Raw genomic sequence first — 18,999 nt, 5'->3', positions numbered from 1 at the left:
CCTGGAATGCTGCGGCTTGAGGTCTTGGAATCCGCCGCGCCGGACGATGGCGGGCAATGGGGAAGTTGTGCATGGAAAAACGCCGCATCGGCCAGACGGCGCTCGAGGTCACCGAAGTAAGCTTCGGCGGTGCCGCGATCGGCGGGCTCTACCGCGCCTGTTCGCGCGAGGCGGCAATGGAGACGCTGCAAGGCGCCTGGGATGCCGGCTTGCGTTATTTCGACACCGCGCCCTTTTACGGCTTCGGCCTGTCGGAACGACGTTTCGGCGACTTCCTGCGCTATAAGCCGCGCGATTCCTATGTGCTGTCGACCAAGGTCGGGCGCCTGTTCCGGCCCGTTCCGGAGAACCAGGTCCCCGATCACTCCTACGTCGATCCGCTGCCCTTCGCGCTCGACTACGACTATTCCTATGACGGCATCATGCGCTCGGCCGACTTCAGCTACGCCCGGCTTGGTCTAAACAGGATAGACATCCTGTTTGTGCACGACATCGGCGTGTACACGCATGGCGTCGAGAAGACCAAAATGCACTTTCGCCAGTTGATGGACGGTGGGCTCAAGGCGCTCGAGGAACTGAAAAACTCCGGCGTCATTTCCGCCTACGGGCTCGGCGTCAACGAAGTCCGGATATGTCTCGACGTGATGCGTCGTGCGCCGCTCGATTGTATCCTGCTCGCGAGCCGCTATTCCTTGCTCGATCGCAGCGCCGAAGCCGAACTTTTGCCGCTCTGCCGCGCCCGACAGACTTCGCTGGTCATCGGCGGTGTATTCAATTCCGGCATATTGGCGACCGGACCGGTGCAGGGCGCCCATTTCGACTACAAGCCCGCCAGCGGTGACGTGCTCGACCGCGTCGGCGCGATGGAGCGGATCGCCGCCGAAGGTGGTTACCCGCTCGCCGCCGCCGCGTTCCAGTTCCCCCTCCAGGAATCCTCGGTCGCCACCGTGCTGACCGGCACCGCCAAGCTGGCGAACCTGACCCGCAATCTCGAACTGCTCGATGTCGACGTGCCTCAGGCGGACTACGCCAGATACCGCCCCTACACCGTGGTGCAGGAATTGGCATGAAGCTGCCGGTCCACCCGGGCGAAGGCGTGCGATCGCGGGCTTCACGATCCCGCGATCCGATAGGGAACAGGCATTCCATGTTGACTAATGTATGGAATTAATATTCCATACATTAGTCAAGCGAAACGGAAGCGTCGGCAGCGCAGGGAAGAGCAAGGCGCCAGTGCGATCATGACCACCAGGCCCGGAGGATGGCACAAACACCGCTTGCATCGACCGGATCGATGCACTATCAAAATAGTGTAACTGTTTTTTATTGATAAAGTTCTGTTTGGCCACGCCTATCCGAACCGAGCTTCCGTATCGTTCACCGGGCGACCTAGGGAGGAATTCCATGAAATTCGTGACCAGCATTCTCAATCGCCGCGCAGTCATGGCGCTGGCGGCGGCGTCGATGCTTGCCGGCGTCATGCACTCGGCGCCGGTTTCGGCGGCGGACGTGACCATTCCGATCATCGTCAAGGACACCACGTCCTTCTACTGGCAGATCGTCCTGGCCGGGGCCCGCAAGGCCGGCAAGGATCTCGGCGTCAACGTGCCGGAGCTCGGCGCCCAGGCAGAAACTGACGTCAACGGCCAGATCTCGATCCTCGAAAACGCCGTCGCCAGCAATCCGGCGGCGATCGTCATCTCGCCGACCGAGTTCAAGGCGCTCGGCAAGCCGATCGACGAAGCCGCAGCCAAGGTCAAGGTTATCGGCATCGATTCCGGTGCCGACTCCAAGGCCTTCACCTCCTTCCTGACCACCGACAACGTCCAGGGCGGCCGCGTTGCCGCTGACGGCCTCGCAGCGGCCATCGGCGAAGCCAATGGCGGCAAGATCGAGGGCGACGTTGCCCTGATCACCAACACGCCTGGCGCCGGCTCGCTCGAACAGCGCAAGCAGGGCTTCATCGAACAGCTCAAGGCGAAATATCCGGGCCTGAAGCTGGTTGCCGACAAATATGCCGACGGCCAGGCCACCACCGGCCTCAACATCGCGACCGACCTGATCACGGCCAATCCGAACCTCAAGGGTATTTTCGCTTCCAACCTGATCATGGCGCAGGGCGTCGGGCAGGCTGTCGCCGAAAACAGCCTCGGCGGCAAGCTGGCGCTGGTTGGCTTCGACAGCGACGAAAAGCTGATCAAGTTCCTCAACGATGGCGTCATTTCCGCCCTCGTCGTCCAGGATCCCTACCGGATGGGCTATGACGGCATCAAGACCGCACTTGCCGCCTCCAAGGGCGAAAAGGTCGAGACCAATGTCGACACCGGCGCCAACCTGGTCACCAAGGCCAACATGAAGGATCCCAAGATCGACGCGCTGCTCAACCCGAAGCTCAACTGAGCATCGGCACGCGCAACTGTTTCCGGGGCCTCTGCGCCCCGGAAACAACAGGGAGGATTGCCATGACGCCGACCGCGCAGGAACTGCATCCGGCCCCCGTACTGGAGCCCGGCAGGACGATCCTCGAGCTGCAGGGTCTGGAAAAGCGCTATCCCGGCACGCATGCGCTGAAGCCGGTGACCCTGGCCTTCAAGGCGGGCGAGATCCACGCCATCGTCGGCGAGAACGGTGCCGGCAAATCGACCCTGATCAAACTCCTGACCGGCGTCATTCCGCGCACCTCCGGAGAGGTTGTGTGGGAAGGCAAGCCGGCTGCCCTGGCGACGCCGCACGAAGCCATGGCGCTCGGCATCAACGCCGTGCACCAGGAAGTCGTGCTCTGCCGTCACCTGACCGTCGCCGCCAATATGTTCCTCGGCGAGGAGAACTCGCGTTTCGGCATCCTCCAGCAGCGAGCCATGGTCAGGGAAGCGCAGAAGATCATCGACGGTCTCGGCTTCGACCTGCCGGCGCATGTCGTGCTCGGCGATCTGACCATCGGCCAGCAGCAGTTGATCGCCGCCGCCCGCGCCACCGTGCGCGGCACCAAATTCCTGATTTTCGACGAACCGACCGCCTATCTCACCCGCAAGGAGGCCGACCAGCTGTTCACGCTGATCCGCCGCCTGAAGGGTGAAGGCGTCACCATCATCTACATCAGCCATCGCATGGAGGAGGTGTTCGAGCTCGCCGACCGCGTCTCGGTGCTCCGTGACGGCACGCTGGTCGGAACCCGCAACATCGCCGAGACCAACGAGCCGGAACTGGTCAAGCTGATGATCAACCGCTCGATCGAGCAAATCTACCACAAGGAGCATTTCACGCCGGGCGCCGTCATCGCCGAGGCGCGGAACCTGTCCGGCAAGGGTTTCGAGGACGTCTCGCTGTCGGTGCGCGCGGGCGAGATCGTCGGGCTCTACGGCCTGATCGGAGCCGGGCGCAGCGAATTCGTCACCACCCTCTACGGCCGCCACCGCAAATCGGCCGGCCAGGTGCTTTGGGAAGGCAAGGAGGTGCAGGTCAACTCCGAGCACGACGCCATCAAGCTCGGCATGGCGCTGGCACCGGAAAGCCGCCGCGACCAGGGCCTGTGCCTCAACCTGCCGGTTGCATTGAACCTCAATTTGCCGATCTACAAGCGTATATCGAAAAATCTGCTGATCTCGTCTGCGCAGGAGAAGGCCGAGGCGGACCGGCAGATCGCCGACCTCAGGATCAAGACGCCGACGCGCGGCGCGCTGGCCTCCAGCCTGTCGGGCGGCAACCAGCAGAAGATCGTCATCGGCAAGTGGCTGGCGCACGGCGCCAAACTGTTCATCTTCGACGAGCCGACGGTCGGCGTCGATGTGGGCACCAAGGCCGAGATCTACCGGCTGTTCAGTGTGCTGTTGTCCAAGGGCGCGGGCATCATCCTGATCTCGTCCTATCTGCCTGAGGTGTACGAACTGGCCGACACGCTGCATGTGTTCCGGCGCGGCAAGCTGGTGGCAACGCATGGTTTCCGCACCGCCGATCACGAGGACATTCTGAGCCAGGCCCTGGCCGAGAAACAAGAAAAGACGGGAGGACAGACATGAGCACCGAGGCGATCCCTGCCGAAAAGCCGAAGCGCAACTACAATGCCCTGTTCGGGCTGACGCTGCTTGGCCTGCTGCTTCTGATGTGGGTCATCCTGGCGGTCGCCACGCCGTCCTTCGCTTCGGCGCTCAACATCACCAACCTGCTGCGCCAGGGTTCTCTGATCGCCATCCTGGCCGTCGGCCAGACCTTCGTCATCATCACCGGCGGCATCGACCTTTCCGTCGGCGCCATCGTCGGCTTCGCCACCGTCATCGTCGCGCTGCTGATCAATGCCGGCTGGCCGGTCTGGATCGCAGTACTGGCGACGCTGCTGGTCGGCGTCGCCATTGGCCTGTTCCACGGTTTCGGCATCGTCAGGATGGGCCTGCCGCCCTTCATCATCACGCTGGCGACCATGACCTCGCTGCGCGGCATCGGTCTCCTGATGACCAATGGCAATTCGATATCGATCAACAGCGACACGTTCCAGGCGTTTTCGCGCGGCTCGCTGCTGGGGATCCCCTATCTGTTCTGGATGGTGATCGTGGTTGCCCTGCCCTCCTACGTCTTCCTGCATCACACGCGATGGGGACGCTATCTCTTCTCCGTCGGCTCGAACGCGGAAGCCGCGCGCCTCTCCGGCGTCAACGTGCCGCGCACGATCTACATGGCCTATGTGCTGTCCGGCCTGTGCGCGGCCTTCGTCGGCGTGCTGCTCGCGTCCCGCATCGGCATCGGCAATCCGACGCAGGGCGACACCTACGAGCTGCAAGCCATCGCCTCGTCGGTGATCGGCGGCACGTCGCTGTTCGGCGCCATCGGTTCGGTGCACGGGCCGCTAATCGGCTCGTTCATCCTCTCCACCATCAACAACGGCGCCAACCTGCTCAACGTCAACACGTTCTGGCAGCGCGTCATCACCGGCATGTTGATCATCGTCATCGTCTATTTCGACGGCCTGCGCCGCCGAGGTGGCAAGTAAAATCGATCGCCGGCCGGGTCGGAAGATCGGCCGGCGATTCCATGAAACCGACTGGATTGAAGCATGAAAGCCGTTGTCTGCCGTTCGCCCGGCGACCTTGTCGTGGAAGACCGTCCCGCGGTTGGCTCGCCGCCTCCCGGCTGGGCGCGGGTGGCGGTCAGCCATGTCGGCATCTGCGGTACCGACTACCACATCTTCGAGGGCAAGCATCCCTTCCTCGCCTACCCCCGCATCATGGGCCATGAAGTGTCGGGGACCATCGTCGAGGCGGGCGAAGGCGTTGGTCTTGCCACGGGCGAGCCGGTCATCATCAATCCCTATCTGGCGTGCGGCAAATGCATCGCCTGCCGGCACGGTAAGCCCAATTGCTGTGTCCGGATCGAAGTGCTCGGCGTGCATCGCGACGGCGCCATGTGCGAACAGATCCTTGTCCCGGAACAAAACCTCTATCCAGCCAACGGCCTGTCGTTGGCCGATGCCGCGGCCGTCGAATTCCTGGCCATCGGCGCCCATGCGGTGCGGCGCTCGCGTGCCGATCCCGGCGCACGGACGCTCGTCATCGGCGCCGGACCGATCGGGCTCGGCACCGCCATCTTCGCCCGCATCGCCGGGCTCGACGTGACGCTGCTCGATATGAGCAGCGAGAGGCTTGGCTTCGCCGCCAATGAACTCGGCCTCAAGACCCTCGACGGGTCACGCGGCGCGGCATCCGATCTGGTCAGCGAAGCGACGTCAGGCGAAGGCTTCGACGTCGTCTTCGACGCCACCGGCAACACCGCCTCGGTGCAGTCGGCCTTCGCTCATGTCGCGCATGGCGGGACATTGGTGCTGGTCAGCGTCGTCAAGGACGACATCGCCTTTTCCGACCCCGAATTCCACAAGCGCGAGATGACGCTTGTCGGCAGCCGCAATGCCTTGCGGGCCGACTTCGACCACGTCGCGGCCTCGATCCGCGATGGCGCGGTGCCGCTGGCCAAGCTCGTCACCCACCGCACCACGCTTGCCGACACGCCACGTGACCTCGCCCGCTGGGCGCATGAGAAATCCGGCCTGATCAAGGCCGTGATAGAGATCGGATAGACACCCGTTCCGCGACTCACAATGCCGACAGTTTCAGCTCCACCCGCTCCGCCGGGAAGCGCGCCTCTGCGAATTGGATCGGCCGGCCGTCCGGCGTGATGTTGACGGCCACCGTGACCAGCACGATGCCGCCCGGCTGCAGATCTAGGTCGGCAAGGTCGGAAGCATCGGCGTGACGCGCCGACAGCACCGTCGATTGCCTGAGATAATCGTCTATGCCGAAACGCTTGAGCGATGCGGTGATCGACCCGGTCTCGGCCATGGCGGTGTCGATGCCGGCGAAGCGCCTGGCATCGAACCAGCCGGAAGCACGCGACACCGGCTGCCCGTCGGCCTCGCCACGCGTCTCCAGGCGAATGACATCCGATCCCCTGGCAACCCCCAGGGCTTCGGCGACGCGCCGGCTGGCCGGCTCGACCGATGAGGCCAGCAGCACGATATGCCGCTCTGACGCCTGGCCCTGCAAGCCGGTCGAAAATCGCGTGCGCGCACCGATCGGATAGGACAGCCGCCTGCGGGACAGCACGAAAGTGCCGCGCCCCTGCTCGGCCCGCAGTACCCCGTCCTGCACGAGCGCCGCGATGGCGCTGCGCACCGTGTGGCGGTTGACGCCATAGCGCTCGGCCAGCGCCACCTCCGGCGGCAGCGCGGCGTTCTCGGCGAAATCGCCGGCGGCGATCGATTGCAGGATTCGGTCGGCGATCTGGCGCCACAATGAGACGCCGCTGCGCCGCTCGATACCGTCAGCCACGTGTTGTCCGTTCACGGTTTCGCCCTTGGCCGGCCCCTGTCACGCACCCGTCATGGACTCGCGTTAGGTAATGGGTATAATTCGTATAGTTGTCTATATCAATAGACAAATTGGAAGCAAGACAAGGATGTTGCTCATGCGAGGACAAGAAGCCCGCGACCAGGCCGAACGCAAGGCGGCCATGGCAACCCTGGCGCAGTCCAGCGGCGACGACATCGTTCGCCTCTGGAATGAATCGGGCCTGCCTAGCAAGGCCGAACTGCTGCGCGGGCCCGAGACCGGCCTGGTCACCATGCGCGGCCGCATCGGCGGCGGCGGCGCGCCCTTCAATGTCGGCGAAGCCACCGTGACCCGCGCCACCGTGCGCCTGCCGTCCGGACAGGTCGGCCATTGCTATGCGCTCGGACGCGACAAGCAGAAGGCGAAGCTGGCGGCCATCGCCGACGCGCTGTGGCAGGACCCCGCTCACCGGCAGGCCGTCGAAACGGGCCTTCTCGCGCCGCTGCGGGCGGCCCTGACCACGGTACGAGAAAAGCGCCGCGCCGAAACGGCGGCGACGAAGGTGGATTTCTTCACCATGGTTCGCGGAGAAGACTGATGGATATCGCAGCGCAATCGATCGAGGGTGGGTTCGCCGATCCGGTGTTCAACGCCCAGACGGTGTTTCGCACCGTCATGGACGCAATGGCGCGGCCGGGCACCGTGCAGCCCCTGCCGGTCCTGGCCCGCCCGCCCGCGCCGCTTTCGGCGACATCGGGCGCGGTTGCGCTGGCACTGTGCGACAATGACACGCCGCTCTGGCTCGATCCGGCCCTGCACGCCTCGGCGGCGGTCATGTCCTGGCTCGGCTTTCACAGCGGTGCGCCCCTGGCCAACACCCCGGCCGACGCGCATTTCGCTTTGATCGCCTCGCCGGCCGAGATGATGGCGCTCGACGGTTTCTCGCAAGGCACGCAGGACTATCCCGACCGCTCGACCACATTGATCCTGCAGGTCGGCGATCTCACGTCAGGCACGCCGCTGCTGCTCGAAGGTCCCGGCATCGAGAAGACGGCAGCGATCGCGCCGGCACTGATGCCGCGTCATTTCATCGAGCAGTGGAAGCAGAATATCAGGCGCTTTCCGCGCGGCGTCGACATCATCCTGGCGGCACATGACAGCCTCGCCTGCCTGCCGCGCACCACCCGCATCAAGACGATGGAGGCTTGACCATGTATGTCGCGGTAAAAGGCGGCGAAGCGGCAATCGCCAACGCTCACAGCCTGCTCGCCGACCGTCGGCGCGGTGATCGCTCGGTGCCGGCGCTGCGTCTCGACCAGATCGTCGAACAGCTGGCGCTCGGCGTCGACCGGGTGATGAGCGAAGGCTCGCTCTACGACCGCGAACTCGCCGCACTCGCCATGGTGCAGGCGCGTGGCGACATGATCGAGGCGATCTTCCTAGTGCGGGCCTACCGCACCACGCTGCCGCGCTTTGGCTATACAAATGCCATCGACACCGCCACCATGCTGGTCGAACGTCGCGTTTCGGCGACCTACAAGGACCTGCCCGGCGGCCAGTTGCTTGGGCCCACCTTCGACTACACGCACCGGCTGCTCGATCCCGAGCTTGCCGCCGGCGCCGATGTCCCCGCGCCCTTGCAGCGCGAGACGGAAGCGCAGGCAATGCCGCGCGTCTCGGCGATCCTCGCTCGCGAAGGGCTGATCGAGCCGGACGGAAACATGCCGCAGGACCATGCACCCGGCGACATCACCCGCGAGCCGCTGGAGTTCCCGATGGCCCGCGACATCCGCCTGCAGGCGCTGTCGCGCGGCGACGAGGGGTTTCTGCTGGCGCTCGGCTATTCCACGCAGCGCGGTTATGCCCGCAACCATCCCTTTGTCGGCGAGATCCGCATCGGCGAGGTCGACCTGGAACTCGACGTGCCCGAACTGCCTTTCGCGGCGCCGCTCGGCACGGTGCGCGTCACCGAATGCCAGATGGTCAATCAGTTCAAGGGCTCGGCCAAGGCGCCGCCGCAATTCACCCGCGGCTATGGCCTGGTCTTCGGCCAGAGCGAGCGCAAGGCGATGGCCATGGCACTCTGCGACCGCGCTCTTCGTGCGAGCGAACTGGGCGAGGACATTGTCGCCGCCGCCCAGGACGAGGAATTCGTCATCTCGCACTCCGACAACGTCCAGGCGACCGGCTTCGTCGAACATTTGAAGCTGCCGCATTATGTCGACTTCCAGGCCGAACTCGACCTCGTGCGCCGGATGCGCGCCGAGTACGATGCCCGCGAAAACGGCGGCAAGGTTGAAGACAAGAGAGAGGCCGCGGAATGAGCGCGCAACCGACCGACATCGCCAGTTACAACTTCGCCTATCTCGACGAGCAGACCAAGCGGATGATCCGCCGTGCGATCCTCAAGGGCATCGCCATTCCCGGCTATCAGGTGCCGTTCGCTTCCCGCGAAATGCCGATGCCCTATGGCTGGGGCACCGGCGGCGTCCAGGTTACCGCTTCGATCATCGGCCCCGACGATGTGCTGAAGGTCATCGATCAGGGCGCCGACGACACTACCAATGCGGTCTCGATCCGCGCCTTCTTCAAGAAGGTCGCCAATGTGGCGGTTACGACCGACACCGCCAGCGCCAGCATCATCCAGACCCGCCACCGCATTCCCGAACATCCGCTGGCTGCGGGCCAGGTGCTGGTCTACCAGGTGCCGATCCCCGAGCCCCTGCGCTTCCTCGAGCCGCGCGAGACCGAAACACGCAAGATGCATGCGCTGGAGGAATACGGCCTCATGCATGTGAAGCTCTATGAGGATATCGCCAAGCACGGCCGCATCGCCACCACCTATGCCTATCCGGTGAAGGTCGAGGGCCGCTATGTGATGGACCCGTCGCCGACGCCGAAATTCGACAATCCCAAGATGCACCGCTCGCCGGCCTTGCAGCTGTTCGGCGCCGGCCGCGAGAAGCGCATCTACGCGGTACCGCCCTTCACCGACGTCGTCAGTCTCGACTTCGAGGATCATCCGTTCGAGGTGCAGACCTTCGATCAGCCCTGCGCGCTGTGCGGCGCCGAGAACGTCTATCTCGACGAGGTCATTCTCGACGACCATGGCGGCCACATGTTTGTCTGCTCCGACACCGACCATTGCGAGAAGCGCCGCGAAGAAGGCCATCGCGGCCATCTCGCCCCAGAAACCATGGAGCCGGCGCAATGACCGACGAACCCTTGCTGCGCGTCTCCGCGCTCTCGAAATTCTACGGCTCGCGCGTCGGCTGCGACAACGTCACCTTCGACCTGTGGCCAGGCGAAGTCCTGGCTGTCGTGGGTGAGTCCGGCTCCGGCAAGACGACATTGCTCAACTGCCTGTCGACGCGGCTGCTGCCCTCCTCCGGCACCGCCAGCTACCGCATGCGCGGCGGCCAGTTCCGCGAGCTCTACCGCATGAGCGAGGCCGAGCGCCGCTTCCTGATGCGCACCGACTGGGGCTTTGTCCACCAGAATCCGGCCGACGGCTTGCGCATGACGGTGTCGGCGGGCGCCAATGTCGGCGAACGCTTGATGGCGGTGGGCGACCGCCACTACGGCAAGATCCGCGCCACCGCCGTCGACTGGCTGTCACGCGTCGAGATCGAGGAAGATCGTATCGATGACGAGCCGCGCGCCTTTTCAGGCGGCATGCGCCAGCGCCTGCAGATTGCCCGCAACCTCGTCACCGGCCCGCGGCTGGTGTTCATGGATGAGCCGACAGGCGGCCTTGACGTCTCGGTGCAGGCGCGCCTGCTCGACCTGCTGCGCGGCCTCGTCACCGATCTCGGCCTCGCCGCCATCGTCGTCACCCACGACCTCGCGGTGGCGCGGCTTTTGTCGCAGCGCATGATGGTGATGAAGGACGGCCGCGTCGTCGAAAGCGGCCTCACCGACCGCGTGCTCGATGACCCGCGCGCGCCGTACACGCAATTGCTTGTTTCTTCGATTCTGCAGGTCTGACGATGGCGCCAAGTCACCCCCCTCTGGCCTGCCCGCAAACGAATGACGATTGGAGTACCTTCTGATGCCGACGCCTCTCGTTGTCTCCGATGTCGCCAAGAGCTTCACCATGCATCTGCGCGACGGCATCAAACTGCCTGTCGTCGCCGGTGTCTCCTTCTCGATCCGCGCCGGCGAATGCGCCGTGCTCGGCGGTCCGTCCGGCGCCGGCAAGAGTTCGATCCTGAAGATGCTCTATGGCAACTACGCCGTCGATGAGGGCCAGATCATCGTCACACACGAAGGCGGGCTTATCGATCTTGCCAGCGCCAACCCGCGCACCGTGCTTGCCGTGCGCCGCCAGACCATCGGCTATGTCAGCCAGTTCCTGCGCACCGTGCCGCGCGTATCGGCGCTCGACGTCGTCGCCGAGCCGCTGGTGGAGCGCGGCGAGGATCGCGAGGCAGCAAGAAGCAAGGCGCGCGCCTTGCTGGCGCGGCTCAACCTGCCGGAAAAGCTCTGGGCATTGCCGCCGGCGACCTTCTCCGGCGGCGAGCAGCAGCGCGTCAACATCGCGCGCGGCTTCATCACCGGGCACCCGATCCTGCTGCTCGACGAGCCGACCGCTTCACTCGACGCAAGGAATCGCGATGTGGTGATCGAACTCATCGCCGCCAAGAAAACGGCAGGCGTCGCCCTGCTCGGCATCTTCCACGACCATGATGTGCGCGAAGCGGTGGCCGACCGCATCATCGACGTCACCGCCTTTGCCCCGGGAAAGCTCGCCGCATGAGCAGGAAATTGTCGGAGACGCCGCTGGTCCATCCCACGGCGGAGGTGCAGAATTCGACGCTCGGCCGCTGGACCGAGATCGCCGACCGCAGCCGGGTTTCGGAAAGCGAACTCGGCGACTATTCCTACATGATGCAGGACTGCGCCGTCTGGTGTGCGACGATCGGCAAGTTCTCCAACATCGCGGCAAGCGTGCGCATCAACGCCACGAACCACCCGACCTGGCGGCCGACGCTGCACCACTTCACCTACCGCGCATCGGACTATTGGGACGATGCCGAACACGAGAGCGAATTTTTCGCTGAGCGCCGCGCCAGGCGCGTCACAATCGGCCACGATACCTGGCTCGGTCACGGCTCGACAATCCTGCCCGGCATCACCGTCGGCGATGGCGCCGCCGTCGGCGCCGGAGCGGTGGTATCGAAAGATGTCGCGCCCTACACCATCGTCGCCGGCGTGCCGGCAAAGCCGGTCCGCGAGCGCTTCGACCGCCGCACCGCCGAGCGCTACCAGGCGCTTGCCTGGTGGGATTGGGACCATGCAAGGCTGCGCGCCGCCCTCGACGATTTCCGTCAGCTCGAGGCCGAAGCTTTCCTGGAAAAATACGACGGATGACGGTGGTGAATGGAACAGGGCTGCTCACTATTCGCATCCCTTAGGGTTCGGACAGGAGGCCGTCTTCTCAAGCCGCCTGCCTTCTGCAGCTTCAGGGACATGGAGCATTTCGAGCAACTGATGGTCTTGGCCTGATCGCGCACGAAACGGCTGTGGGTGGTAACAAAACTGACATCAATCCGACACCGCAGGTTCATGGCGCTGCGCTAGCGAGGGTTAACAGGACCTTCAACCGCGACTGGACGGGAACGCACCATGTCAGCCACGCTCGAAATCCGCGGCGTCACCCGACGATTTGGCAAGAACACCGCCGTCAACGATGTCAGCATCTCGATCCCGCAGGGTCAGATGGTCGGCGTCATCGGCCGTTCCGGCGCCGGCAAGTCGACCCTTCTGCGTATGATCAACCGCCTCATCGATCCCAGCCATGGATCGATTTTCTTCGACGGCGCCGAGGTCTCGCAATTGCGCGGTTCGCCGCTCAGGCGCTGGCAGCGCGACTGCGCCATGATCTTCCAGCAATTCAACCTTGTGCCGCGCCTCGACGTGCTGACCAATGTGCTGCTCGGCCGGCTGAACCATCGTCCGACCCTGTCGAACCTTTTCGGCATGTTCTCGCGCGCCGAATGTGCGCAGGCGGTAGCCGCCCTCGAGCGGCTCGATATCGCCCGTACCGCGCTGCAGCCCGCCGGCACCTTATCGGGCGGCCAGCAGCAGCGTGTCGCCATTGCCCGCGCCATGATGCAGCAGCCCCGGGTGATCCTGGCCGACGAGCCGATCGCTTCGCTCGACCCGCTCAATGCCAAGGTGGTGATGGATTCGCTGCAGGACATCAATTTGCGCGAGGGCATCACCGTGGTCACCAACCTGCACACGCTGGACACCGCCCGCACCTATTGCAACCGCATCATCGGCATGGCCGCGGGCAAGGTCGTGTTCGACGGGCCGCCGGAGGAGCTTAACCGCGAGGCCGTCCGTCTCGTTTATGGCGCCGACAGCAATGGCGGCGAGATCTCCGAGGCTATCACCTCGACCAGCGTTGCCTTCAAGCAAAAGATCGCCGCATCCGCCGGACCGCTCGAACCCGCGTTCCCGGGTTACTGAGAGCGACCTGGATCGCCAGCCCGCGTCAGGGCACCCGTCAAAATCACCAACGCCGCCGGCGCGGGGCCGGAACCTACAGGAGAGAAATCAGATGTTCAGGAAAATGGTTTTTGGCGCCGTTTCGGTGCTCGCAATGGCCACCGGCGCGGCGCATGCCGCCGATATGAAGGAATTCCGCGTCGGCATCCTCGGCGGCGAGAACGAAACCGACCGCCTGCGCAACTACCAGTGCCTGGCCGATCACCTGAAGGCCGAATTCGGCTTCGAGAAGGTCTCGCTGTTTCCGGCCGCCGACTATGACGGTGTGATCCAGGGCCTTCTCGGCGGCACGCTCGACTTCGCCGAACTCGGCGCTTCCGGCTATGCCGGCGTCGTCCTCAAGGATCCCAAGGCGGTGACCCCGATCCTCACCACCCAGCAGACCGACGGTGCCACCGGCTATTATTCGATCGGCCTGGCGCTGAAGTCTTCCGGCATCACGGACATCAAGTCGGCCAAGGGCAAGAAGCTCGGCTACGCCGATCCGGATTCGACGTCCGGCTATCTGATCCCGCTGACGCAGATTCCGAAGGACACGGGCGCGTCGAACGAGACCTTCTTCGCCTCGACCCAGTTCAATGGCGGCCATGAGAACAACGTGCTCGCCGTGCGTGACGGCAAGGTCGACGTGGCGGTGGACGATTCCTCGGGCATCGGCGACTTCAAGGACGGCTACACCTCTGGCACCTTCCACAAGGAAGTCGCCAAGGGCGCTGTCGACCCCCAGGATTTCGTCGAAGTCTGGCGCTCGGGTCTGATCCCGAACGGCCCGCTGGTCGTGCGCACGGCGCTCGGCGAGGAGATGACGGCCAAGCTCGCCGCCTTCTTCACCGACCTGCCCAAGAAGGACAAGGCCTGCTTCGAAGGCGTCGAAGGCGGTGATTTCACCGGTTATGTGCCGGTGAAGGCGGACTTCTACAACGTCATCGTCGAAGCCCGTAAGGCAGCCATCGGCGGCTAACGGCAAAATCATGAAGGGCGGCGTCGAGAAAACGCCGCCCTTCTTACATGTGTGATCATGACTCTTTCCGTGACAGCTCCTTCCGGCGCCACTGACCAGATGGCCGACGCCTGGCGCCGCCAGACCTCCTTGCGCCGGCTTTACACCGCCATCGGCGTCGGCCTGTTGTTGGTCGCACTCGGCGGCACCATGTGGTTCGCCGACGAGGCCAATGCCGGGCACTTCTTCGACCGGCTGCCGCATATTCTGGATTTCCTGAGCTGGCTCGTCCCTAAGGACTGGAACGATGTCTGGCGGGCGCTGTTCGACATCGCCTCCCCGCATGACACCGGCACGCAGGAATTCAACTTTCCGCTCGGCCGCGCCTATGTCTGGGGCGGTTTCTACATCCCCGAATATTTCGAGCTGATGCTGACCACGCTTAACGTGGCGCTGGTCTCCACCTTCATCGGTTTCGTCTTTGCCGTGCCGTTCTCCTTCATCGCGGCGCGCAACCTGACGCCGCACCCGCTGCTGCGGCTCGTCGTCAAGCGCTTCATGGAACTGCTGCGCGCCTTTCCCGAGATCGTCATCGCCGGCCTGTTCGCCGCCATCGTTTCGATCGGCCCGATTGCCGCCATCATCGCAATCGGCCTGCACTCGATCGGCGCGCTGGGCAAGCTGTTCTACGAGATCAACGAGAACATCGACATGCGCGCCGAGGAAGGGCTGCGCGCGGTTGGCGCCAACTGGTTCGAGCGGGTGCGCTTTGCCGGCCTGCCGCAGGTGCTGCCCAATTTCATGTCCTACACACTGCTCAGGATCGAGATCAACGTGCGCATCTCCACCATCATGGGCGCCGTCGGCGGCGGCGGCATCGGCGAGGAGCTGAAGCTATCGATCTCGCGCGGCTTCGGCGCCAAGACGATAGCCTTGGTGCTGCTCCTGTTCACGACCATCTTCATCGTCGACCAGTTCTCCGCCTGGCTGCGCCGCAAGCTGGTCGGCGAACAGGCCTTTGTGGCGAGCGCCTGATCATGACCGCCACTGAGATCCAGTCGATCGAGCAACGCTTCCCGCACGTGTTCCGCCGGCCGTTCCACAAGCGTTTCGGGCCGCTGCTGCTGGTCGGCGGCACCTTGCTCTACCTGCTCTATGCGCTGTGGTTCTTCAATCTGCCGCAGGTCATGAGGGACTCGCATTGGGAGCGGCTGCCGCTTTTCCTGACCCAATGGATCAGCTACGACGTGCAGCCGATCTTCCGCCTCGACGAGCCTGAGATAGTTGCCAAATACCCTCGATTTTCGGCACTCGGCCCCAATCCCGACCCGGATTGGGTCAGGACCAACGCCGATGGTTCGGTGACGGTCCTGATCGACGGCACGGCGAAGTCGGTCACCTTCGACAAGACACGAGCGACGATCGTCGCCGCTGGCAAGAGCGTTCCAGTGGCGCTGGACAGCGGCAAGCCGCTGGTCTCGGGACCTGTTCCCGACTGGGTCACCGTCCATGAGGATGAGGTCGTCGCCGACATGGGTTTCGCCGGCGAAGTCCGCGTTGCTCCCGACCGCGTCAGGATCCGCAAGCGCTTTCTCGGCTGGGCGAACTTCGTCTTCGACACACACTCGCCCTTCTTCGGAAAATCGCCCGGCGAAGTGATATCGCTGATCACATCGGGGCCCGAGCTGAAACCGGGCACCTCCAATCTGGCGCTCGCCGGCGACAACATCTGGAACAATGCGCAGTGGCAGCATGGCGATGTCTGGACAAAGCTGTTGCAGACCATCGTCATGGCCTTTCTCGGCACGGCGCTCGGCGGCATCGTCGCCTTCCCGCTCGCCTTCTTCGCCGCCCGTAACAGCACCCCCAACCGGCTGTTAAACCAATTGCTCAAGCGCTTCTTCGACTTCATGCGCTCCGTCGACATGCTGATCTGGGCGCTGTTCTTCACACGCGCCTTCGGCCCCGGTCCGCTGGCCGGCAGCGCCGCGATCTTCTTCACCGAGATCGGCACCCTTGGCAAAACCTATTCCGAGGCGCTGGAGAACATCGATGACAAGCCGCGCGAGGGTGTTGTGTCGACAGGCGCCAACCGTCTTCTGGTGCAGCGCTACGGCGTTTTGCCGGAAGTGGTGCCGGTGTTCATCAGCCAGACGCTCTATCAGTGGGAATCCAACACCAGGGGCGCAACCATTATCGGCGCCGTCGGCGCCGGCGGTATCGGCCTGAAACTGTGGGAAGCGATGCGCACCAATTCCAACTGGGCCAACGTCTTCTACATGGTGCTGCTGACGCTGGTCGTGGTCTTCATCTTCGACAACATTTCCAATTTCCTGCGCCGCAGGCTGAGCCGGACGATCCACGACTACAACAGGTTGCAGGCTGGGGACGGGTGATCGATCTGACCGGGTGACTGACAACAGCCCATCACATCTTCGTCATCCACGGGCGGAGCAAGGAGCGAAGCGACGCGGCGCAGACCCGAGGATCCATGCCGTGACGTTCGCCGTAGAATTCAGCGATTCAGAATAACCGCATATTGCCCACCGTCGGCGTGCTCAAAGGTCACGGCATGGATCCTCGGGTCTCCGCGTCCGCTTCGCTCCCGCTCCGCCCGTGGATGACGAAGTGAGCGGTTTAAGCCGCCTTCCTCCACCCATTCCTGATATGGTTATACCCATCCCGATAGACCGCTTCCGGACTCTCGGAAAAATCGCGCCACACCTTGGTCGCCGCCGCAAGATCCTTCAGCGAACGTCCAAACGCCTCGATCGTCAACCAGTCGTCATAGCCACTCTTGCGGATGGCCGAGAATGTTTCCTTCCAGGGGATGTTGCCGCGCCCCGGCACGCCGCGATCGTTCTCCGATATATGGATGTGCACGACATTCCGGCGATGCTTCGTATAGGCGCCGATCGGGTCGGCCTCCTCGATATTGGCGTGGAAGGTGTCGTACATCGCCTTGATGTGCGGCCGGTCGATGGCATCGATATGCTCCGACAGGTCGGCCATCGTGTTGAGGAGATAGCATTCGAAGCGGTTGAGCGCCTCGAGCCCGATGGTGACGTTCCTCTTGCCTGCATGATCGCCGATGGCGCGCTGCGAGGCGACGGAGCGTTTCTTCTCGGCCGCAGTCGGGCCGGACCCGGAAAAGGCGCCGAGCGTCGAATGCAGCGGGCCGCTCAAAGTTCGGGCGCCCAGGGCATCTGCGCAATCGATCGCCCATTTCATGTAGTCGACACCGGCCTTGCGCGTTGCCGCATCCGGCGAGATCAGGTTCATTGCGGGATCGCCCATCGCCGAGACCGCGGTCCGTTCAAGCCCTATGCGATCGAGCAGCTCGCCCAATTTCCTGTAGTCGTCCGGCGTGCCGGCAAAGATCGGTATCTCGACGCCGTCGAAGCCGGTGGCCTTGATGTCGCGAAGCAATGGCTCGTGCTTCTTCGATACGGCCGTCGTCCACAAGAACATGCACATGCCGATTTTCATCGACGCCCCCCCAAATGATCCCCCCGCGAGGTCAAATTTAAAGCTTCGTCCACGCTCCATTCTTCTTCGACGATTTCACGCAGGCCTCGATGAAGGCCATGCCCTCGACGCCGTCCTGAATGGTCGGGAACACGACGTCCTTGCCCGGCTTGCCACCCTTCCTGCGCGCGGCGCGGATGGCGCGTGCGGCCTCCTGGTAGATGTTGGCGAAGCCTTCGAGATAGCCTTCGGGATGGCCTGAGGGAACGCGGCTGACACGGCCCGCCACCGGCAGCGCGCCGGCGCCGTTGCGGGTGATCAACTGCTTGGGCTGGCCGAACGGCGTGTACCAGAGATAGTTCGGATCCGCCTGCACCCATTCCAGGCCGCCCTTCGAGCCGTAGATGCGCAGCTTCAGCCCGTTCTCATGGCCGGGCGCCACCTGGCTTGCCCAGATCATGCCTTTTGCCGCGTGCGTCTTGCCGACCGGCTTGAAGCGCAGCATGACGTTGACATTGTCGTCGAGCAGCCGTCCCGGCACGAAGGCGTCGAGGTCGGCCGAGAGCGAATCGAGCTCGAGGCCGGAGACGAAACGGGCGAGATTGTAGGCATGGGTACCGATGTCGCCGAGCGCACCGCCGGCGCCGGCCTGTTTGGGGTCGGAACGCCACGCCGCCTGTTTTTGACCGGTGGCTGCAAGGTCCTCCGTCAGCCAATCCTGCGGATATTCCGACTGCACGATGCGGATGTCGCCGAGCACGCCCTTGGCCACCATCTCGCGTGCCTGGCGGATCATCGGATAGGCGGTGTAATTATGGGTCAGCACGAACACCTTGCCGGTCTTCTCGACGATCGCCGCGAGCTTCTTTGCCTCGGCCAGCGTCGTCGCCAGCGGCTTGTCGCAGATGACATGGATGCCGGCTTCGAGGAACGCCCTGGCCGCCGGCACATGCACATTGTTAGGCGTGACGATGGCCACCGCCTCGATGCCGTCCGGGCGCTTGGCCTCGGCCTTGGCCATCTCGGCATAGGACGCGTAGCTGCGCGAAGGGTCGAGCCCGAGCTCGGCGGCAGAGGCCTTGGCGCGCGCCGGATCGGACGACAGCGCGCCGGCGACCAGCACGAACTCATTGTCCATGCGCGCCGCGATCCGGTGCACCGCGCCGATGAATGCGCCTTGCCCGCCGCCGACCATGCCATAGCGGATCGGGCCGCCTCCCGCTTCCGACTTCGATGCACCGACCATGTCGTCTCCCTCGTGTC

At 64.1% G+C, this 18,999-nt stretch carries 19 protein-coding genes; 16 read left to right on the top strand and 3 right to left on the bottom strand.

Annotated features, from left to right (window positions below):
* Positions 1-71 precede the first annotated feature (71 nt).
* The 5 genes from LB532_RS17260 to LB532_RS17240 all read left to right on the top strand — a co-directional run bounded on the left by LB532_RS17260 (position 72) and on the right by LB532_RS17240 (position 6,061).
* A complete protein-coding gene (locus tag LB532_RS17260; RefSeq protein ID WP_140640471.1) occupies positions 72-1,070 on the top strand; it encodes an aldo/keto reductase in 999 nt (332 codons plus the stop codon).
* 334 nt (positions 1,071-1,404) lie between these two features.
* On the top strand, positions 1,405-2,400 hold the full coding sequence (locus LB532_RS17255; RefSeq protein ID WP_140513786.1) for an ABC transporter substrate-binding protein: 996 nt from the start codon (positions 1,405-1,407) through the stop codon (positions 2,398-2,400).
* A 62-nt stretch (positions 2,401-2,462) separates the two neighbouring features.
* A complete protein-coding gene (locus LB532_RS17250; RefSeq protein ID WP_140640469.1) occupies positions 2,463-4,016 on the top strand; it encodes a sugar ABC transporter ATP-binding protein in 1,554 nt (517 codons plus the stop codon).
* Positions 4,013-4,981, top strand: coding sequence for an ABC transporter permease (locus tag LB532_RS17245; RefSeq protein ID WP_224557002.1), 969 nt, complete (start codon positions 4,013-4,015; stop codon positions 4,979-4,981). Before LB532_RS17250 ends, LB532_RS17245 begins: the two co-directional genes overlap by 4 nt.
* Before the next feature lie 63 nt (positions 4,982-5,044).
* Positions 5,045-6,061, top strand: coding sequence for a zinc-binding alcohol dehydrogenase family protein (locus LB532_RS17240; protein WP_140640465.1), 1,017 nt, complete (start codon positions 5,045-5,047; stop codon positions 6,059-6,061).
* A 16-nt stretch (positions 6,062-6,077) separates the two neighbouring features.
* Here LB532_RS17240 and phnF read toward each other — a convergent pair whose 3' ends face one another.
* Entirely contained in the window at positions 6,078-6,827 is a 750-nt protein-coding gene (gene phnF, locus LB532_RS17235; protein WP_140640463.1) for a phosphonate metabolism transcriptional regulator PhnF, read from the bottom strand.
* Between the two features lie 121 nt (positions 6,828-6,948).
* Between phnF and phnG the strand changes: the two genes are divergently transcribed.
* The 11 genes from phnG (at position 6,949) to phnE (LB532_RS17180) (ending at position 16,664) form a co-directional block, all read left to right on the top strand.
* A complete protein-coding gene (gene phnG, locus LB532_RS17230; protein ID WP_140640461.1) occupies positions 6,949-7,410 on the top strand; it encodes a phosphonate C-P lyase system protein PhnG in 462 nt (153 codons plus the stop codon).
* Positions 7,410-8,021, top strand: coding sequence for a phosphonate C-P lyase system protein PhnH (phnH, locus tag LB532_RS17225; protein ID WP_140640459.1), 612 nt, complete (start codon positions 7,410-7,412; stop codon positions 8,019-8,021). The genes phnG and phnH overlap by 1 nt, the downstream gene beginning before the upstream one ends.
* A 2-nt stretch (positions 8,022-8,023) precedes the next feature.
* Positions 8,024-9,136 (top strand): carbon-phosphorus lyase complex subunit PhnI, encoded by a 1,113-nt coding sequence (locus tag LB532_RS17220; RefSeq protein WP_140640457.1) that lies wholly within the window; start codon positions 8,024-8,026, stop codon positions 9,134-9,136.
* Complete coding sequence (locus tag LB532_RS17215) at positions 9,133-10,026, top strand: alpha-D-ribose 1-methylphosphonate 5-phosphate C-P-lyase PhnJ (RefSeq protein WP_140640455.1); 894 nt, start codon at positions 9,133-9,135, stop codon at positions 10,024-10,026. Before LB532_RS17220 ends, LB532_RS17215 begins: the two co-directional genes overlap by 4 nt.
* On the top strand, positions 10,023-10,799 hold the full coding sequence (gene phnK / locus LB532_RS17210; protein ID WP_140640453.1) for a phosphonate C-P lyase system protein PhnK: 777 nt from the start codon (positions 10,023-10,025) through the stop codon (positions 10,797-10,799). The genes LB532_RS17215 and phnK overlap by 4 nt, the downstream gene beginning before the upstream one ends.
* Positions 10,800-10,863: 64 nt before the next feature.
* Positions 10,864-11,571: a phosphonate C-P lyase system protein PhnL gene (gene phnL, locus LB532_RS17205; protein WP_140640451.1), complete on the top strand. Its 708-nt coding sequence runs from the start codon at positions 10,864-10,866 to the stop codon at positions 11,569-11,571.
* Positions 11,568-12,185: a DapH/DapD/GlmU-related protein gene (locus tag LB532_RS17200; RefSeq protein WP_140640449.1), complete on the top strand. Its 618-nt coding sequence runs from the start codon at positions 11,568-11,570 to the stop codon at positions 12,183-12,185. The genes phnL and LB532_RS17200 overlap by 4 nt, the downstream gene beginning before the upstream one ends.
* Before the next feature lie 255 nt (positions 12,186-12,440).
* Positions 12,441-13,289 (top strand): phosphonate ABC transporter ATP-binding protein, encoded by an 849-nt coding sequence (gene phnC / locus LB532_RS17195; RefSeq protein ID WP_140640447.1) that lies wholly within the window; start codon positions 12,441-12,443, stop codon positions 13,287-13,289.
* 91 nt (positions 13,290-13,380) lie between these two features.
* On the top strand, positions 13,381-14,289 hold the full coding sequence (gene phnD / locus LB532_RS17190; protein WP_140640445.1) for a phosphonate ABC transporter substrate-binding protein: 909 nt from the start codon (positions 13,381-13,383) through the stop codon (positions 14,287-14,289).
* A 57-nt stretch (positions 14,290-14,346) separates the two neighbouring features.
* A complete protein-coding gene (gene phnE / locus LB532_RS17185) occupies positions 14,347-15,303 on the top strand; it encodes a phosphonate ABC transporter, permease protein PhnE (RefSeq protein ID WP_140640443.1) in 957 nt (318 codons plus the stop codon).
* 2 nt (positions 15,304-15,305) lie between these two features.
* Positions 15,306-16,664 (top strand): phosphonate ABC transporter, permease protein PhnE, encoded by a 1,359-nt coding sequence (gene phnE / locus LB532_RS17180; protein ID WP_140640441.1) that lies wholly within the window; start codon positions 15,306-15,308, stop codon positions 16,662-16,664.
* Positions 16,665-16,905: 241 nt separating this feature from the next.
* Here the strand turns inward: phnE (LB532_RS17180) and LB532_RS17175 are convergent, their stop codons facing one another.
* The gene (locus tag LB532_RS17175; protein ID WP_140640439.1) at positions 16,906-17,757 is read right to left on the bottom strand and encodes a sugar phosphate isomerase/epimerase family protein; all 852 of its coding nucleotides are present in this window, start codon (positions 17,755-17,757) and stop codon (positions 16,906-16,908) included.
* A gap of 37 nt (positions 17,758-17,794) precedes the next feature.
* Positions 17,795-18,982 (bottom strand): Gfo/Idh/MocA family protein, encoded by a 1,188-nt coding sequence (locus tag LB532_RS17170; RefSeq protein WP_140640437.1) that lies wholly within the window; start codon positions 18,980-18,982, stop codon positions 17,795-17,797.
* Positions 18,983-18,999: the final 17 nt, after the last annotated feature.

Origin of the sequence: Mesorhizobium sp. ESP-6-2, from assembly GCF_020164675.1 — a bacterium.
Taxonomy (GTDB): domain Bacteria; phylum Pseudomonadota; class Alphaproteobacteria; order Rhizobiales; family Rhizobiaceae; genus Mesorhizobium.
The sequence above is the reverse complement of the archived record's forward strand: the minus strand, read 5'-3'. Positions and strand labels throughout refer to the sequence as shown.

What these genes read in the sequence shown, in the direction of transcription:
- LB532_RS17260 (WP_140640471.1), top strand. Translation starts at nt 72, where the DNA reads ATGGAAAAACGCCGCATCGGCCAGACGGCGCTCGAGGTCACCGAAGTA.
- LB532_RS17255 (WP_140513786.1), top strand. Translation starts at nt 1,405, where the DNA reads ATGAAATTCGTGACCAGCATTCTCAATCGCCGCGCAGTCATGGCGCTG.
- LB532_RS17250 (WP_140640469.1), top strand. Translation starts at nt 2,463, where the DNA reads ATGACGCCGACCGCGCAGGAACTGCATCCGGCCCCCGTACTGGAGCCC.
- LB532_RS17245 (WP_224557002.1), top strand. Translation starts at nt 4,013, where the DNA reads ATGAGCACCGAGGCGATCCCTGCCGAAAAGCCGAAGCGCAACTACAAT.
- LB532_RS17240 (WP_140640465.1), top strand. Translation starts at nt 5,045, where the DNA reads ATGAAAGCCGTTGTCTGCCGTTCGCCCGGCGACCTTGTCGTGGAAGAC.
- phnG (WP_140640461.1), top strand. Translation starts at nt 6,949, where the DNA reads ATGCGAGGACAAGAAGCCCGCGACCAGGCCGAACGCAAGGCGGCCATG.
- phnH (WP_140640459.1), top strand. Translation starts at nt 7,410, where the DNA reads ATGGATATCGCAGCGCAATCGATCGAGGGTGGGTTCGCCGATCCGGTG.
- LB532_RS17220 (WP_140640457.1), top strand. Translation starts at nt 8,024, where the DNA reads ATGTATGTCGCGGTAAAAGGCGGCGAAGCGGCAATCGCCAACGCTCAC.
- LB532_RS17215 (WP_140640455.1), top strand. Translation starts at nt 9,133, where the DNA reads ATGAGCGCGCAACCGACCGACATCGCCAGTTACAACTTCGCCTATCTC.
- phnK (WP_140640453.1), top strand. Translation starts at nt 10,023, where the DNA reads ATGACCGACGAACCCTTGCTGCGCGTCTCCGCGCTCTCGAAATTCTAC.
- phnL (WP_140640451.1), top strand. Translation starts at nt 10,864, where the DNA reads ATGCCGACGCCTCTCGTTGTCTCCGATGTCGCCAAGAGCTTCACCATG.
- LB532_RS17200 (WP_140640449.1), top strand. Translation starts at nt 11,568, where the DNA reads ATGAGCAGGAAATTGTCGGAGACGCCGCTGGTCCATCCCACGGCGGAG.
- phnC (WP_140640447.1), top strand. Translation starts at nt 12,441, where the DNA reads ATGTCAGCCACGCTCGAAATCCGCGGCGTCACCCGACGATTTGGCAAG.
- phnD (WP_140640445.1), top strand. Translation starts at nt 13,381, where the DNA reads ATGTTCAGGAAAATGGTTTTTGGCGCCGTTTCGGTGCTCGCAATGGCC.
- phnE (WP_140640443.1), top strand. Translation starts at nt 14,347, where the DNA reads ATGACTCTTTCCGTGACAGCTCCTTCCGGCGCCACTGACCAGATGGCC.
- phnE (WP_140640441.1), top strand. Translation starts at nt 15,306, where the DNA reads ATGACCGCCACTGAGATCCAGTCGATCGAGCAACGCTTCCCGCACGTG.
- LB532_RS17175 (WP_140640439.1), bottom strand. Translation starts at nt 17,757, where the DNA reads ATGAAAATCGGCATGTGCATGTTCTTGTGGACGACGGCCGTATCGAAG.
- LB532_RS17170 (WP_140640437.1), bottom strand. Translation starts at nt 18,982, where the DNA reads ATGGTCGGTGCATCGAAGTCGGAAGCGGGAGGCGGCCCGATCCGCTAT.